We start from the raw sequence: 16,813 nt of genomic DNA, 5'->3' as shown, positions 1-16,813 counted from the left end.
TTTTAGTCTGATATTCACGTAGTTATGCGCTTGTACAACACCGGAAGCCTCTCCGGCAGCGACCTGGCATCATCTATTATAGTATATCCCACATCGGAGAATATGTTATCCAGGTACTTTCCGGGATTCGAGTCCACTGTGATACAGAAGAATTGTATCCCTCGGGCATTTCCTTCCTCGATTGCTACCCTGGTATCTTCTTCCGCAACACTTCCCTTGTAGGCGCTCTCTCCCCTGGATGTATCGAATGGCTCACCGTCTGAAAGCAGTATGAGTAACTTTGTTTTAGCGGCAACCTTCTCCAGTTTCCTGATGGAATGCCGGATTGCGGGTCCGAGCCTTGTGTTTGATACGGGCTCCAGCAGGCTTATCCTGCGGGCAACGTCTTCTGATAGTTCCTCGTCGAATTCCTTGATGACAAAGTATTCCACATCATCCCTTGTCTGGCCTGAGAATGCGTAAATGGAGTACTTGTCGCCAATACTTTCAAGGGCCTGTATCATGATGGTAAGCGAGTCTTTTTCCACATTGAGTATGCTCTTTCCCTCGTATCCAACCATTTTCCGGGTCGAGTAGCTGACATCTATAAGGAAAAGGGCTGCAACATCCCTTTCGTGCTTATCCCATCTAAGATACAGCCTGTCATCCGGGTTGATACCGCACTGCTTCTGTATCAGGGAATCGATAAAGGCGTCGATATCTATCTCCGTGCCATCGGTCTGCTGCTTCATCTTTCGGAAGGTTTCGGGTTTCATCCTGTTGAATACTCTTTTGATAAGGGCTATCTCGTTCCTGTACTGTTTCGATGCTTCCCTGTAGTATTCACTGGACATCCCGCTGGGCTCGACCTCATTGACCGTGACCCAGTCAGCCTTGTAATCACCGATAACAGCATCCCATTCATCATACCTGTAGCTGCCAAGTATCTTCCAGTGCTTATCCGCAGCATAGGTGGACTGGCGCTGGACCTTTTCCTCTTTTGGCCTTTCCTGCTCTGCTGTCAGGTCCACCTCGCTTTCGGGAATGAAGTTCTTGATGATATTCTCATGTGACCTGGATGAAAGGGGATCCTTCTTACCGTAGGCGCCAATACCCACACCACGGTAGTCCAGGTTTTTCATAACTTCATATTCTGTCTGACTCAGGGGTCCCATTTTCTCATCAAGCATGGTGTATATCCTGAAGGTCGCATCAAGGGAGTCGAGAATCGAGGATTCTTCCCTGAATATCATTTCCCGCAGTAGATTCTTGGCAGGATCCAGAAGGCTCTCCGTGTCTTTGCTGAAACTGTATGCAGGTTCATGACCTGTGGAGATCCAGAGCAGGGATTCCATGAATTCCTCAAGTTTTCCCCCTTCCGGGACAGGCCGTTCCAGAAGCATCTGCTGTCTGATTCGTTCAAGCTCCTGACGTACTCCCTTATAGTTCTCCATGATCCTGTACTCGACCCTTGCATCTTCCAGTATCCCCAGAGTGGTACCTGCAAGTGCCTCGTTCGGGAACATGGCTATTATATCTGAAATATCAACAATACCTTCGGGTTTCTGTCCTGAAAGATAGCTTCCCTTCTTTCTGGTAGTATATTTTTTCCTAATATCGGCCATCAGTCCTGCTGCATCTTCCAGTGTAGCTGTGTGTGAGCTGAACTGCACATGGCCGACCTCATGCATTATGCTCAGCTTGTATATTTTGAAATTATCTTCAAAATCAGTATATTTCCTGATCCTTGGTGCAAGATAGATGCTTCTGCCTGCAACCACCGGATTTATACCCTCGGGTTCTGCTTCCATTTGAAGAGTCCTTCTGGAAAGTATGTTAAAACTGACACCGGAAAGCCCGAGTGCATAGTATCTGAGCACTCCGGCAAACTCTTTGAGAGCTGCAGATCCTGTAAGATCCTCGATGAATTCCTTTGAGCTCTTTGATTTCAGTGAAAAATAAGGCTTTCCAAGCGGAGGATTCTCCTCGAATATACCGATACCGTTCAAAGCCCATTCTTCAAGTTCGCTGAGATCCAGGTCCTTCAGGAGTTTAGCGGAGTAGGAAAAGAAATCGATTGCCAGATCCTTATCCTGATCGTATATCTTTATTCCTGTACCCGCCCATTTCCTGATTCCCTTGGGACCGGTATACTCTGCCGCTTCGGGCAGGTTCTCAAAGAACACACCAGCAAGTGTTCTGTCCTTATCGAGCAACATATTGGCGGTTCTGAGCAGTTCTCTATGGTAAGCTGAACTGCTTTTTCTCAGAACGAAGGTGAAATTACTGTAAAAGGCTGTTCCGAAGTTGCGACCTTCCTTTGACACTTCCTCTCCGATACGTACCCATTCGTAGAATTTGTCCTTTGTAAGGATTTTCAACGCCTTTGGAGCATGTTCAAAATAGCTTTCCACACAATCCGGATTTATAAGTGCAAGATTCGTACCGGTATCAAGTAGAAGCCTCCTCTCCCCACGGCCTTTTATTCCCTCATGGCTCTGAATTCCGTAGTGGTTTACCAGTCCCTTGAAACTTCCATAGATGAAAGCCTCAAGGGCAACTTTATCAGAGGCTAGCGAAGCCAGGGCTTTATCGGTCCATTCCTCCATTTCGCTAACATCGATGGAACCAAGCATATCAGGACTTCTGTTCATGAACGACACAGATGCCGCTTCATCTGTCTTCGCTATCTTACAAGCTTCTTTCACCCATGCTTTATATTCATGATCACTAAGTACCTCCATTGAATGGGGTGAATTTTTGAAAAATGCAAAGACCGTTTTCCTGTCATGTTCCGCAAAAGAGTCCAGCGCTTCAAGGAATGTGCTGACCCTGCGCGGTGGAATCTGAAACAGTACCTCCACGCTTGAATCTATTATATCCACAGCAGTGATCCAGTTCTTTTCAAGTATAGTTACTATGATGCTGCACCATGAACGAAAATTATTGACGGATAAGAGTGAATACAGATGTGGAAGGTTCCTAAAATATTCCTCGGCAACGTTTACGTCCGAATCCGCAAAAGCACTGCCTGCTGATACTAGTTGCTCAAAGGTATCAAAATCAGTTGTAACCACTACATTACCAGTGTACTTGAAATAAGCTATTGAGAGCCACTTGCTTTTTTCCGTATAGGACATACCTTTGTCTGTCCATTTTTCAAGAAGCTCTATACCTCCCTTTTTTAATATAAGCACTGAATAGTCGAAAAAGCCCTCGCAGCAGGAAACACTTAAAGACGAGGCTCTATAGGCAAGTTTCAGCCATCTCCTGAAATCTTCATCCGTACTGAAACTATAGACCAAAGGTGATGTTCTGAGGTAGGCAAGGATTATTCTTTTTCCGCTTTTACCAAGCGGTTCTCCGGCCTTCAGTATGTCTTCCACTTCGCTTTGCTGCAGCCCTTTAAACTGTTCAGTCACCGAAGCCAGATCATCTCTGTCCAGTTTGGAGAATCTGCTTTCGATGAGTTCGAATAACTCTTCCTCAGCAGGCTCTGCAGTATCCTTTGGCAAGGTATGCTTTCACTCCATGATGGCATTAATGATCTCGTCGATGCTCTGCTGCAGGTCAGAGTTATCGGTTATCGGCCGCGCCATTGCTATCCTGCAGGCTTCCCTGGGTTCTATGCCTTCATGTATGAGCTTGCCGGCATATATCAGAAGACGCGTACTGACACCTTCCTCTAGTCCGTGGTGTCTGAAGTTGCGTATCCTCTGACCGATTTTCACCAGGTCCTTTGCCATTTCTCCGTTCACCATGCTTTCATGGGCAACGATCTTCCTTTCAAGTTCGGGAGGTGGATAGTCGAAGTCAATTGCTACGAACCTCTGCCTGGTACTCTGTTTCAGGTCCTTTACAGCACTCTGGTAACCCGGATTATATGAGATGGCAAGACTGAAATCAGGTGGTGCCTGAAGGATAACTCCCAGCTTATCAATAGGGATTATACGCCTGTCATCAGTTAACGGATGTATGACAACGATGGTATCCTTCCTGGCTTCCACAACTTCATCAAGATAACATATGGCTCCGTTCTTGACAGCTTTTGTGAGAGGTCCGTCGCTCCACTCCACCGACTCTCCTTTAATAAGATATCTTCCCACAAGATCGGTTGCAGTCAGGTCCTCATGACAAGCAACGGTTATTAAGGGCCTTTTCAATTTGTAGGCCATATACTCCATGAACCTTGTTTTGCCGGACCCTGTTGGTCCTTTCAGGTTTACGGGTAATAGGTTCTTGTAAGCGGCAGTGAATATTTCTACTTCATTACCTACCGGAACATAATATGGCTCGTCCTCAATGATATACTCCTCAACAGGTAACTCTCTGGATAAAGAACATTGGGCTGTCATGCATTGGTCCTCTTCTACACCAGTGAATTTTGTTCTTTCTTACATATATCTGCTGTGCAGAATTATGTGTAGACTGTAAAGGTCAGGGATTGTTAAAATCAAGGTTGTTTTGTTAAAGATCAACGTTTTCTCATTTTTTTCTCACGCTTCTTACTTATCTCAGCATCCACTTTCACTTTTTGTACAGCAAGGTCCGCTGCCAGCCCCCTGAGCATCCATCTGAGTGCTGAAGCCTGATTCTTTAAATCACTGGAAAACTCTTTTTTGACAAGCTTTGTAGCATCCTTGCCTGCAAGTTTTTCCAGTTCCTCTATCCTTTTGCTGGAGAATGAATCCCTACCTCCGACCTTAAGTCGGGCAAATTCCTTGAATCCGGGCGATGGATTGGTATTCAGCTCGTTTATCTTTACCCTGAGTCTTGGTGAGACAGAAGCTGTGTTCGTATCGGCTATTACCTTCCTGTCGGCGGGTTTTACTTCCCGTATCTTTGCCTGCTGCTTGCCTGCGGGCATTGCCAGTCTGTCTGCATCTGCATTCTGGTTTCTGGGTACCCACTTATATTTTATTTTCAGATCGTTCTTTTTGATGATCTCATTTATCTGACCGTGGATATCTGCAAGCTTCTTGTTATTTATTTTCCACTTTCCTGACATCTGGTTGATAACCAGTTTACTATCCCCGCAGACCTGAAGCGGTCCTTTGCCTTTGAGTTTCAGGTAGTTTAAGATGCCTTCTTTAAGTGCGGTATATTCGGCAACATTATTGGTGTTTGTGGGTGACTTCCTTTTCTCTTTACTTCCCTCTGTAGGAGATCTTTTCGTTTTCCAGGTGATGACCCATCCAAAACCCATCCTACCTCCGGGATTGGGATCGCAGGAGCCATCAAAGTTCAGTCGGTCCATATAGTCCATGAGACGTTGTCCTCTTTTTTTAATTTACCCATATTCTGACAGGACATTCAGCTGAGGAAAAGGTTTTTCCGATAAGAGTTACAGGTGGAAGACAAAATTCAGAACAATTGCAGTTTAAATCATTTTTCTCACACATAACGGAGCTTTAGATCAATGGACGTCCCTGAACTTATAAACCGTGTCAGGTCATCTACGAGGTATGAAGGACAGATAGTACACGTAGAAGATATTCCTGAAAAAGAGCCCGCCTACGCTTCAGTGGAACTCAAGCCCATGATAAACTATGCACTGGATGAGAAAGGCATAACTAAGCTCTACGTTCACCAGGCAGAAGCTATACAAAAGGTACGTGAAGGGAAGAATATCGTACTATCCACAAGCACAGCCAGTGGCAAATCCCTGTGCTATATGTTACCTATATTCGAAACCATGCTTGAAGACCCTGCAGCAACCGCACTCTACATCTCTCCTCTGAATGCCCTGGTAAACGACCAGCTCCAGACGTTCCGGGATTTTTCACACCTCATGGGTCAGGATATAAGGATCGAGAAGTTCATCGGAACCATGTCCCGGAAAGAAAAAAGCGATGTCAAGTACGGAAATCCCCGCATTGTTTTCACAAATCCTGACATGCTTCACCTGAGTTTCTTGGGCTGGAAGCACCAATGGAGAGGTTTTCTTGCAAATCTGAAGTTCATTGTACTAGATGAGAGTCATTCCTACAGTGGTGTGATGGGCAGCCACATGGCAAATCTGCTGAGAAGGCTTAACCGGGTATGTGAGTACTACGGCTCGAATCCGCAATACATCTGCTGCACGGCTACCATCGGAAATCCCGAAGAACACACTTCGGCTCTGATCGGTAAGGATGTAAGTCTTGTGGACAGCGACAGTTCGGGACGGGGAGCACAGAAATTTCTTTTCTGGAATCCTCCTCTCTATGTAAAATCTGCGAACTTCACTAGACGCAAATCCAGTTTCGGTGAAACCGTTAATCTATTTTCAAATTTTGTCCAGAGCGGCTTTCAGACCATTGTTTTTGCCAGATCAAGGCAGAAGGTCGAAAGAATGTACGTTGAAGCCAGGAACATGCTCTCAAACAGAGGAGCACAGCATGCTATCAGCTCGTATAGGGGAGGATACTACGGGGAAGAGCGCGAAGCCATAGAAAAAAAGCTATCTGAAGGATCCATCGAGGGTGTGATCTCTACCAATGCCCTTGAACTTGGTATCGATATTGGCGGACTTGATGCCTGTATCATGGATGGCTTTCCGGGTACTATCATGAGCGCAAGACAGCAGGCAGGTCGTGCCGGACGTGGAAGCGGTGAAAGTATTGTGGTCCTTGTAGCGGATTCCAATGCCCTTGATCAGTATTATATGCGAAATCCCGCAGACTTCTTCCGTCGCGAATGTGAGGAAGCGGTGGTAAATGTCTCGAATCGCTATATTCAGGCCGGACATCTCTTGTGTGCTGCCAGGGAGATTCCCTTGAAACCGGAAGATGCGGATTATTTTGGAAGTGAGTATCATACAATTGTAACTGTGCTCGAGGAGGAAGGCCTGCTGCAGGGATCCTTTGCAAAACAGTGTCTTGATCCCCATCCACATGGTAAGGTCTCTATTCGGGATATTGATAATGATGCCTACACGATGCTTGAAAAAGGAAGTCGAAAACCCATTGAGAAGGATCTTACACGTCTTCAGGCCTACAGGGAAGCCTTTGAGGGTGCGGTTTATATCAACAAGGGAATCCCGTACTGTGTTACAAAACAGGATCACACTAAAAAAGAGATTCTGGTAGAGAAGGCCAGGGACGGTTACTATACAAGGGTGATGGTATCCTCGGATATAATTATCAGGGGCACCGTCCACAGTTCAATATTGCCTTCCTGTGAAGATGTGAAGATAGGCTTCGGTGATGTGGATGTTACCCAGCAGGTGACCGGCTACAGGAAGATTCAGCAGCGCAGTGATAAGGAACTCGGACAACATTCCCTGGAGATGCCGACATTCACTCTGCAGACCGAGGCTCTGTGGCTGGAACTTCCTCACAGGTTCACAGAAGCGGTTGAAATGCATGACCGGGATTTTGCTGGCGGTATTCATGCCATTGAACATGCAATGATAGCAATGTATCCTCTGCACCTGCTCGCTGACCGCAATGACATCGGTGGTGTTTCAACCCCTGAACATCCTGACCTTGGTGGTAAAAGTGCCATATTCGTATACGACGGACATCAAGGAGGTGTGGGATATGCCGAAAGTGGCTATGAGATAATATCACGGATTCTGGAAGTCACTTTGAAATCCATTGAAAGCTGCTCCTGCCTGGATGGATGCCCGAGCTGTATCCAGTCTCCGAAATGTGGTAATAACAACAATCCTCTGGATAAGGACGCTGCGATCATAATACTTCGTAAGATACTGGGCAAACCTGATTATGTGCCTGTTAAGAAGAAGAAAACCGTAAAATCCGGAGAAAAGAAATCATCATCCAGTGGCGATGATGCTATGGGAGGCAAAATACGGGAAAAACGTTTTGATCCCGTAACTGCCCTTGGCAGAGCAAGGCGAAAACTCAGGCAGAGAGAAAACAGAAGTACCGGAGAACTGATAAAAGAAGGCATATCTGCCGGCAGGGAAAAGAAAGATCATGCTACTGCCTATGAATGTTTTGAGGCTGCTCTGCAACTTGAACCGGATAATGCAGTTGCTATTATGAACAAAGGAATTACATGTATGCATCTGCATCGCTATCAAATGGCTCTTGAATGTTTCAACAGACTGATTGGTCTGGGACACAGGCAGGCTTCCGTCTGGGTACAGAAAGGTATTGCACTATATTATCTTGGGGACTACGTAAACTCGATAAAAGCTTATGATGAGGCTTTGAAACTAAAGCCGGATGATGCTAAGATATCAGAACTTCGAAAAAAGGCTCAGAAAGAAATCTAATCTGTAGTCAGAACAGAGAATAGTCAAAAAAGGTTTTATCCCGGAAACACAGCCAGTAGGCTGTAAAACCGGGTGAAATGTATTTTATGCTTCAACAATCTTGATGTTGAAGTTCAATGCTTTACCTGCAAGGGGATGATTCATATCCAGTGTGATCTCCTCATCTCCCATCCTGGTTACCTTGGCAGGCATTTCCCTTCCGTCAGGGGTTCTTACAAGTATCATCATCCCTTCCTGGATATCCATGTTGGCCTGAATGGCATCTTTTGGAACCTGCTGGGAAAGGTTTTCATTGTACTCGCCGTAAGCTTCGGATGGTTCGATTCTGAATTCCTTCTCATCTCCTTCGTCCATGCCTCTTACAGCTTCCTCGAAACCGGAAATTACCTGTCCTTCACCTACTGTGAATTCAAGAGGTTCTCCATGTTTCTCGGAACTATCAAACACTGAACCGTCGTCCAGCTTACCTGTGTAATCAATTTTTATTGTGTCGCCATCTTTAATTGACAATATATCAACTCAAATATTAGTTAAAACAAGTCTTAACTCATTCCGTGTAACAGGAGGTTGCCAACCTTACTTAGGTGTTTTGCTTGCAAGAAAATGCTATCTGCTGTCATTGTAATATATAAATATTGTATACATTTATGTATCACAGTAAAGTTTTGCTACAAAGGAGATGTAAAATGAAAGATCCTCTAGATAAAACGCTGAAAAAAACTCTTCAGGACACTGCCACGGAAATGAACGCAGATCTCATTGGATTTGCTGATCCGGAATGCTTCCTTGGTCCAGAATACACCGGTAATAAACCACAGGATGTGATGAAGGATCTTCAGTCGGTCATAGTGCTGGGAGTGGGAGTACCACGCGGAGCCTTCGAGCCACTTCCAAATGGCAGGGCCGAGTATACAAACACACTGATGGCGGCCACTGCCACACTAAGAGTAATTGCTTTTCAGCTGGCCAGGATTATCGAGAAGAACGGATATCTGGCAACAATTTTACCATCCGAGGGAAGTGAGTTCGGTTACTGGTATGCCGACCGTGAAACCCTGAAAGCGAACATGTCCATCAAATACGCTTCATATCATGCAGGTATTGGTAATTTCGGCCTGAACCATCTTCTCCTGACAGATGACTTTGGTCCGAGGGTACGCATGACCGCATTGCTGACAGATGCAAAGCTTGGGACGCGGGAAGAGAATCCACTTCCGTTTCTGAACAAAGCCTGCACTACCTGTAAGAAATGCGTGGAGATCTGTCCGGTTGATGCCATCTCAGAGGATGGGACAATTGACAGACAAAAATGTGCGGATTATATGTTCAATAAACTGGGCGGACTTAGATGCGGAATGTGTATAAAGGTCTGTCCTCTGTGATCATTTAATGTGCACTGATGGATAAAACACTTATATTGTAAAAAATCACAATCTTATTGGGGGAATAAACAGTATGAGTGTAATTATTAAAGTAATGGATGACGGACCTTATATGGTAATTGGTAATGTCGATCTGGTGGACATGAATGATAAGAAGTTCCAGTTCGATGAATCTCAACAGATAGCATTGTGCCGTTGTGGAAAAAGTTCCAGCCAGCCTTTCTGTGACGGAAGCCATATAACCATGGAGTATAAGTCCCGTCCGAGAGCTGATTAATTAAAAAACAATATTTTGACAACCTGGTCTATATCCGGGCTGCTTATCTTAATTTTAAGTGTATTTCATTTTTTATCCTGCAGTTGAATCTATAAAAGATAGAAATAGATTATATAATTGTTAAAATAAAAACATTTTTAATATATACGGTCATCGTAAAATACGATATTCAAAAAGATAAGGAGCTGTATTTTATAAACCTGAGTCTGTACTCTGATCTTCTAATAATTTCCGCACTCTTGTTGTTAGTGCTGGCTTTTTACATAAGGCAGTTCAGGGATACGGATGGAGTGGATGCTTTTTCACTTTTTCTGGTTGCAATTTCCGTTTATTCCGTATTTTACTCAATGGAGGTATCATTAACAGAACTGGATTCCGTCCTTTTGTCCTATAAGCTACAATATCTGGGGATATCATTCATACCGCCACTTTTCCTCTTGTTTTCCATGGGTTATACGGGAAGGAAACACCTGATCACACATTCTTTAAAAATTACTATATTCTTTATTCCTGCCATCACACTATTAATGGTTTTCACAACTGATTATCATAATTTTTTCCACGAAAGTTTTTATTTAAATGCTGATGGGCTAAGGGGTCTTGTATTCGAACCGGGAATCTATTACTGGATCCATCAGACATATTGTATTACTCTGATTTTACTTGGTATGTATTTCTTTTTAAGAATGTGGATTGATACAAAAGCATTTTTCAGCAGACACCTATTAGTCCTGCTCATCAGCTCTTCAATCCCTTTTTCTGTTTACCTGCTTTATCTTACAGGTTTTTTTCCAAAAGGGGTTGATCCGGTTCCTTTTGTATTAATAATGGGTGCTTTAATGATTTACACTGGTATTTTACGTTACAGTTTATTTGATATAGCACCTCTGGCGCGCAGTTTTCTCTTTGATAATGTTCCTTCAGGAGTGGTTGTACTTGACAGGAAGGACAGGGTTGTTGATTTCAACCATTTTGCGACAGAACATCTTGGAACGTCCGGGAAAGGCCTTGGATTACCAGCATCCGAATTCTTTGCGTCCTGGCCACAACTCATCGATCTTGAGGATAAATGCAATGAAGAGAACAGACTGGAGTTCAAAAAGTCCGTTGGAGGAACTGAGCTCTGGTTTGCCGCAAGCCTTCTTCCTCTTCGTAATAAGTATGGTGAAATACGTGGAAAGATGATCGTGCTGGACAATATAACTGACCGTAAACTTGCAGAAGAAGCCCTTATCAGGGGTAAACTAATGGCAGAGGAGGCCAATCATATGAAAAGTGGCTTCCTTGCGAATATGAGCCACGAACTGCGCACTCCTCTCAATGCGGTAATCGGTTTTTCCCAGCTTCTGGAACAGGAAGCAGTGGGAGAACTGAATGACGATCAGATGAAATATGTCCTGAACATAGAAACCGCCGGAAAGCATCTTCTCGATCTGATAAACGATATTCTTGATATTTCCAAGATCGAAGCAGGTAAGATGGAACTCGAATGTGAGGAGTTCTCTGTAAAAGATGCAATTGAAGAGATAGAAAAACTGATAGCTCCAATGGCAGCAAACAAAGACATTGACCTGATCATAGATGCACCGGAAAATACCGGGATATATGCAGACAGGCAAAAATTCAAACAGGTTATGCTGAACCTGTTCAGTAATGCAATAAAGTTCACGCCTGAAAAAGGTGAGGTAACTGTGAATTGTGAAGACATTGGTAATGCTGTTCAGGTATCTGTAAGCGATAGTGGTATAGGAATTCCACAGAACAGATATGATGAGATATTCGAACCCTTCAAACAGATAGAATCCTCAACCAGTAAGAAATACAAAGGGACAGGACTCGGACTTGCTCTGGTCAAAAAGATTGTGGAAATGCATAATGGAAATATTGACGTGAAAAGCGAGGAAGGAAAGGGAAGCACCTTTACGTTTGTGATAGAGGATCAGAGAAATCTCAATGATTCCCGGGAATCGTGTGATGTGGACACAAAAAAAGAGATCATATCAGATAGTATTCTCATATGATTTCCGAAACATCGAATTTTAAAACCGTAAAGTTTGTTCCGGATATCATACAGGAGCACTGCTTTTTCTGTATACGTTAAGGTAAAACCATTCTGCTATGGCTCCCAGATTATTATGCCAGAATATCCGGTAGTTTGTTTCAAGTAGTGGATTGAAACGTGATTTGAACGAGCAGAGATGTTCGGTGTCGGCACCTCCTATCTCAAAGATACTATCGTTTTTTTTGGATAACTTGATCAGCTCCCAGAATATCAGTTCATTCACCGGCAGGTCCACTTCAGGTTTAGGAGTACCCAGCCATGATATTACTTTATTTTTGTAACTTACAACTATGTTCGAGCCGATAATATCGTTATTCTCATCGTGTACGTAAAAAAGTCTGATGTTATCGGGATAGAGTTCCAGCAGATCCTCGAGGTATTCCGTACTCTCAATAGGAAATTTCAGGTTCTGTTCTTCATACCGTTTAGACAGGAATTGACAAAAGGGTGCGATACTATCGCTTTCTGTCATCTCCATATTGTATTTGTTATTCTTTATACCCTTTATCAGACGCCTTGTTGAACGGCTGAATCCTTTTAATATTTCATCAAGGGACGTTTCAGTTGGAATATAATATGTGAACAGGGGCTCGACTGAGAATCCGTTCCATTTGAACTCCCTGATATCATTAAATGAAGGGGTCAACTGGACGGAAGTGTAGATGGGTGATAGTTCTTCAATTTTTTCCGTTGTAAGTTTTGTAATTTCTTTCAGACGCTTTTCTTTACCACTCTGTGTCAGGTCATCATAATCCGCGCCCAATACAAAGCCCATGTAGGGTACTCCTGTGCGTGGAGGAGGTGATAGTATGACATTCATACCATAATTCGTTTTCACAAAAGATGGATATAGGCATACAAGATCCTCTTCATCATACACAGCATATGGGAGTAATTTGTAACCTGTGTGCTTCTCTATGGTCTTTAAAAATCCCCATTTATGAAACAGAGTGCCGTAAGGACTTTGATCTACGAAATCATCCCATATTCGGGAGTCATCCATAGTTGATACTTGTATCATTCTTTTCCCCATTCTCCTGAAGATATTTTTTAGCTACTGCAACAAAGCTTCCTGCAATTCAGCCTCCCCACAAGGCCTATTAATTCGGATTTCAGAGCATTGTTGCTCTATATTCCTGAATTATCACTATCTTGCAGCACAGGCATTATTCGACTCTTCACTTAAGAACTTATTCAGTTCAAAAATGTGAGGACATTGCTGAAGGATTTATAAAATTTTAGTTGAGAAACACGGAAAAGTATTATATCTTTAGTAGAGAAATTATATCCGGGGTTTGATTGATACATGACATATGTTTGAGTGAAAGATATGCAGGTTTCCTGAGTTATTTCGACTTCACTCAATATCTATATGTAACAATGAAAATCTCTTAATATCCGGGGTTTATTAGCTTTAATAAGTTAATATTTCGGTGATATTGTACAAAAGGGGTGGAACATGGATGATAATTATTTTATTTTAGATCAGGTCCGTATTTTGAAATATGTATGGGAAAATGGGTTTATCTTCTGCTGTAAGGTATGGTTTCCGGGTATAGTGCATGTATGACTCAATAAAAAAGCATTCCAGCCTGTGGGAGAGATTTACCTCTAAAGGAGATGATTTCGATCAGTATTCCTGTGTGGACAGCTATTGTAATTTTGCAAGACATGATATGGAGGAGGTACTGTCACCTGATGTTTCAAGGAAATTAGTGGAAGAAGGCCTTGAAATGGAGTTTCCCGATGATAAAAAATTCGGTGTTTGTCTGACACATGATATAGATGACATTTACCCTCCATTTTATCATACTCTTCTGTCGGTCTACTACTCTGCCAGAAATATTGATCTGAGCGGAATCAAAACCCATTGTCTATGGAGAGTCAATGGTAAAGCTCAGTCTCCGTATCTCAACTTCAGGGAGATAATGGATATAGAAGAGCAGTTTGGTGGAAAATCATCCTTCTATTTCCTTGCTGCGGATAAGGATCCGCGAAGATTCCGCTATGATATAGAGGATACCGAGGCTTATATGGGTGAGATCGTAGACCGCGGGTGGGAAGTCGGGCTGCATGGTGGCTATTATTCCTATGCTAATTACAACAATCTCTTATATGAAAAGCAAAAGCTGGAAAGTGTACTGGGGAAAGAGGTGATAGGCTTCAGGAACCACTATCTGAGGTTGAAAATAAACGAATCATGGGAAATGCTCTCAAAAGCAGGTTTCAAATACGATACCACCCTGGGTTTTAACAATACAGTGGGTTTCAGGAATGGTATGTGCCATCCTTTCAGGCCATATAATTCAGAGGAAAAAAAGACGCTGGATATTCTGGAAATACCTCTCAATATAATGGATGTAGCACTTTGTGAGTACGCCGGATCTTTCAAGGAGGCGTGGGAACTTTCAAAGCAGATACTGGATTCCGGGGAAAAGTACAACGGTATAATCACTTTACTGTGGCACAATAATACCTTCAGTTCCCCTCATTTGAAGGATTGGAAGAAGCTGTACATAAAAATACTTGACTATTGCAACAAAAAGGATGCCTGGATCACCAGCTGTGAGGATATTTATGAGTGGTGGAACAGTGCGGATATCGACTATCCCTGAGAATCAGGCACCGTGTCTCCAATTATTTTTTGTATACATAAAAGTACAGAAGTCAGGCTTTTTCTTCTGAAACAATAAACTATGCTGTTGAAAATTTCATAGGCGTATTATTTTAAACAGGTCGATGAAGATAATAATAGGTTAGCTTAAATAAAAGTATGTAATGGTAGGTATTGTCAGGATGAAGTTCCCGGAGGCCTATATCGGTGGGGAACGGATGTATTTCCTGACAGTAGTGGGGTAATTAATTGAATCAACTAAAAGAATGTCCTGAGTGTAACGCACGCCTGAATCAGGTGGACCGGAATATACAGCATTGCGAAATATGTGGATACTGGACCGAGAAAGGAACTGCCAGACTCGACACTTTAATGGTATTTGCATAGGTGAGTGAATGAAAAGACAGGTAACAGGATCCTGTCCGGAGCGCAGAAGTATGTTCAGGCAACCAGCCGTTATGAATATGCTCAATTCACATTTGCTCTTTGGATGTTATTTGTCCAGCGTCTCTAATAAAGAACAGAATATGATCAGGAACAAGGATTCCAGGATACTCATGAGAAAGTTTACGAAAATCTGGAGCAGTAGCTAGCCAGATACCGACTAATAGGAGGTATCTGATTGGTGAATTTTAAAACTGTCCAAAATTCAGATCTAAATTTAAAATGGGGGTAAATCTATGTGTTATTGGTTTAAATTTCAGGAAGATGAAAAGAACAAAATATTGAGAGAAGTTCCTGTACATGCAAATACGGAAATTGAGGCTATGAATCGATTCCAGCAGGATTTCCCGAATGTAGGCAGATTCGAGTTGGTTCAGTTCTAAGGTCAGTATTAGTTTAATTTAATTTAATTTAATTTAATTTATGCTTTGTAGAAATCCTAATTTGAATTACATGGACAACCTTGGCACACCTGCTAAGGTTGTGCACTATTAACTTTACTTTAATCTCCTTTACCTGATTCCAGTACTTTCTTGCCTTGATTTCTTCACCATATTCCCTTTTAAGGACTGAGAACATAGTTTCAACTAGATTTCTATTATGATAGAATCCTTCATCGAACTCCTGTAATCAGTTTTCAGGTACTCTTTCAACAAAACCAATGTCAATAGCTGATGTTGCGTATATTTACTCTTGGAATACTTACAACTGTATATCTCCAAAGGTGAGTTTCCTGATGCAGCTAAAGCTGCATCGACAAACTTTAAGTACTTGTTACTCTGCCATCAAATCGAATATTTAATGGGAGTTCCAGATCTTTGATCTGGAACAAAATACTAAACATTCCCTTTGTGTTTTCGATAGCAAGCAACACTTTGATTTTTATCCATTTTAAAGAATTACGGACTAAATTAAGTAGGAAATAGGTTTTTTACAGAGCCATCTGTTGAGATCTATAAAACTAGTAGTTGAAATATTAACCACTCACATGAATTCATGGAAGTAGTCAGACAACGCCAACCAAAGAAATAATATACAAAAAGAATCCAAAATATGTAGCAGAGTTATCATAAGAGAATCAATATGATCAAGAGGGATATTGTTCTGGGGAGACTTGATGAACTGCTTCCGGAGTTGAAAAGGAACTATAAGGTAAAGGAAATAGGCCTTTTTGGGTCGGTGGTAAGGAATGACTACAAGACCGGAAGCGATATTGACTTCCTTGTTGAGTTCGAGAAAGGTGCAGATCTTTTTGATCTCGCAGCCCTTGGAATTTTTCTTGAAGACGAGTTCGAGTCAAAGGTGGATATCATCTCGAAACGTGCCGTAAGGGATGAGTTAAAACAAAAAATTTTCTCAGAAGTTATTTATGTACATGCATGAGGTGGTTTTCATGCGCGAGTACAGGTTGTTTTTAGCTGACATTGTTGAAGCGATTGATGAAATTGAAGAGTTCACTTCAGGAATGGACTTCACTGAATTTCAGAACGATAGGAAAACCCAGAAGGCAGTTGTGAAGAATATAGAGATCATCGGTGAAGCCGCTAAAAATGTGCCGGATGAAATTAAAACAAGTTATTCTGACGTTCCATGGAGAGTGATTGCCGGTATGCGGGATCGCTTAGCTCATGGTTATTTCGGAATCGATTATGTGATTGTGTGGGATGTTGTTGGCAATCGTCTGATTGGTTTAAGGGATTCTATCCGGGCAATTCTGGTTGAGATAGATTGAGCAGGCAATTTCTAACATGGAAAAATGAAATGATCCTTCCTTCTATGACTAAGTCATTAAAATATATTTTACTACTTAGAGTCGCCCACAAAATAGTCA

General features: G+C 42.5%; 13 protein-coding genes and 2 pseudogenes. 8 read left to right on the top strand and 7 right to left on the bottom strand.

All coding sequences use genetic code 11. The annotated features are described in order from the left end of the window. Positions 1 to 14 precede the first annotated feature (14 nt). The 3 genes from HWN40_RS13545 to HWN40_RS07995 form a co-directional block, all read right to left on the bottom strand. A complete protein-coding gene (locus HWN40_RS13545) occupies positions 15 to 3,494 on the bottom strand; it encodes a nitric oxide reductase activation protein NorD (protein ID WP_246275872.1) in 3,480 nt (1,159 codons plus the stop codon). A gap of 9 nt (positions 3,495 to 3,503) precedes the next feature. After that, complete coding sequence (locus HWN40_RS08000; RefSeq protein WP_176965242.1) at positions 3,504 to 4,334, bottom strand: CbbQ/NirQ/NorQ/GpvN family protein; 831 nt, start codon at positions 4,332 to 4,334, stop codon at positions 3,504 to 3,506. A 119-nt stretch (positions 4,335 to 4,453) separates the two neighbouring features. Continuing rightward, on the bottom strand, positions 4,454 to 5,245 hold the full coding sequence (locus HWN40_RS07995; protein ID WP_176965241.1) for a ribonuclease HI family protein: 792 nt from the start codon (positions 5,243 to 5,245) through the stop codon (positions 4,454 to 4,456). A gap of 153 nt (positions 5,246 to 5,398) precedes the next feature. On the opposite strand from HWN40_RS07995, the gene HWN40_RS07990 reads away from it, so the two are divergent. After that, a complete protein-coding gene (locus HWN40_RS07990) occupies positions 5,399 to 8,203 on the top strand; it encodes a DEAD/DEAH box helicase (protein ID WP_176965240.1) in 2,805 nt (934 codons plus the stop codon). An 84-nt stretch (positions 8,204 to 8,287) separates the two neighbouring features. On the opposite strand, the gene HWN40_RS07985 is transcribed toward HWN40_RS07990, so the two are convergent. Beyond that, positions 8,288 to 8,713, bottom strand: coding sequence for an FKBP-type peptidyl-prolyl cis-trans isomerase (locus tag HWN40_RS07985; protein WP_176965239.1), 426 nt, complete (start codon positions 8,711 to 8,713; stop codon positions 8,288 to 8,290). A 176-nt stretch (positions 8,714 to 8,889) separates the two neighbouring features. Between HWN40_RS07985 and HWN40_RS07980 the strand changes: the two genes are divergently transcribed. The 3 genes from HWN40_RS07980 to HWN40_RS07970 all read left to right on the top strand — a co-directional run bounded on the left by HWN40_RS07980 (position 8,890) and on the right by HWN40_RS07970 (position 11,883). Continuing rightward, complete coding sequence (locus HWN40_RS07980) at positions 8,890 to 9,585, top strand: 4Fe-4S binding protein (protein ID WP_176965238.1); 696 nt, start codon at positions 8,890 to 8,892, stop codon at positions 9,583 to 9,585. 73 nt (positions 9,586 to 9,658) lie between these two features. Next, positions 9,659 to 9,862: a CDGSH iron-sulfur domain-containing protein gene (locus tag HWN40_RS07975; protein WP_176965237.1), complete on the top strand. Its 204-nt coding sequence runs from the start codon at positions 9,659 to 9,661 to the stop codon at positions 9,860 to 9,862. Between the two features lie 98 nt (positions 9,863 to 9,960). Further along, positions 9,961 to 11,883: a sensor histidine kinase gene (locus HWN40_RS07970; protein ID WP_343044106.1), complete on the top strand. Its 1,923-nt coding sequence runs from the start codon at positions 9,961 to 9,963 to the stop codon at positions 11,881 to 11,883. A 45-nt stretch (positions 11,884 to 11,928) separates the two neighbouring features. Here the strand turns inward: HWN40_RS07970 and HWN40_RS07965 are convergent, their stop codons facing one another. After that, on the bottom strand, positions 11,929 to 12,945 hold the full coding sequence (locus HWN40_RS07965) for a GNAT family protein (protein WP_176965235.1): 1,017 nt from the start codon (positions 12,943 to 12,945) through the stop codon (positions 11,929 to 11,931). A gap of 541 nt (positions 12,946 to 13,486) precedes the next feature. Here HWN40_RS07965 and HWN40_RS07960 point away from each other — a divergent pair. Next, positions 13,487 to 14,539, top strand: coding sequence for a polysaccharide deacetylase family protein (locus HWN40_RS07960; RefSeq protein WP_176965234.1), 1,053 nt, complete (start codon positions 13,487 to 13,489; stop codon positions 14,537 to 14,539). Positions 14,540 to 14,787: 248 nt separating this feature from the next. Continuing rightward, positions 14,788 to 14,925, top strand: a complete 138-nt coding sequence (locus HWN40_RS07955) for a hypothetical protein (protein ID WP_176965233.1) — start codon at positions 14,788 to 14,790, stop codon at positions 14,923 to 14,925. Between the two features lie 468 nt (positions 14,926 to 15,393). On the opposite strand, the pseudogene HWN40_RS13540 reads toward HWN40_RS07955, so the two are convergent. Together HWN40_RS13540 and HWN40_RS13720 are read right to left on the bottom strand one after the other, a co-directional pair. Further along, positions 15,394 to 15,606 (bottom strand): annotated as a pseudogene (locus HWN40_RS13540) (IS5/IS1182 family transposase); the annotation flags it as partial. Then, a pseudogene (locus HWN40_RS13720) lies at positions 15,606 to 15,761 on the bottom strand (IS5/IS1182 family transposase); the annotation flags it as partial. The pseudogenes HWN40_RS13720 and HWN40_RS13540, both read right to left, overlap by 1 nt. A gap of 304 nt (positions 15,762 to 16,065) precedes the next feature. Between HWN40_RS13720 and HWN40_RS07950 the strand changes: the two are divergent. Together HWN40_RS07950 and HWN40_RS07945 are read left to right on the top strand one after the other, a co-directional pair. Further along, on the top strand, positions 16,066 to 16,365 hold the full coding sequence (locus HWN40_RS07950) for a nucleotidyltransferase family protein (RefSeq protein ID WP_176965232.1): 300 nt from the start codon (positions 16,066 to 16,068) through the stop codon (positions 16,363 to 16,365). Positions 16,366 to 16,375: 10 nt separating this feature from the next. Beyond that, positions 16,376 to 16,714 (top strand): HepT-like ribonuclease domain-containing protein, encoded by a 339-nt coding sequence (locus tag HWN40_RS07945; RefSeq protein ID WP_176965231.1) that lies wholly within the window; start codon positions 16,376 to 16,378, stop codon positions 16,712 to 16,714. The last annotated feature ends 99 nt before the right edge of the window (positions 16,715 to 16,813 follow it).

It is taken from the genome of Methanolobus zinderi (assembly GCF_013388255.1).
Taxonomy (GTDB): domain Archaea; phylum Halobacteriota; class Methanosarcinia; order Methanosarcinales; family Methanosarcinaceae; genus Methanolobus; species Methanolobus zinderi.
The sequence above is the reverse complement of the archived record's forward strand: the minus strand, read 5'-3'. Positions and strand labels throughout refer to the sequence as shown.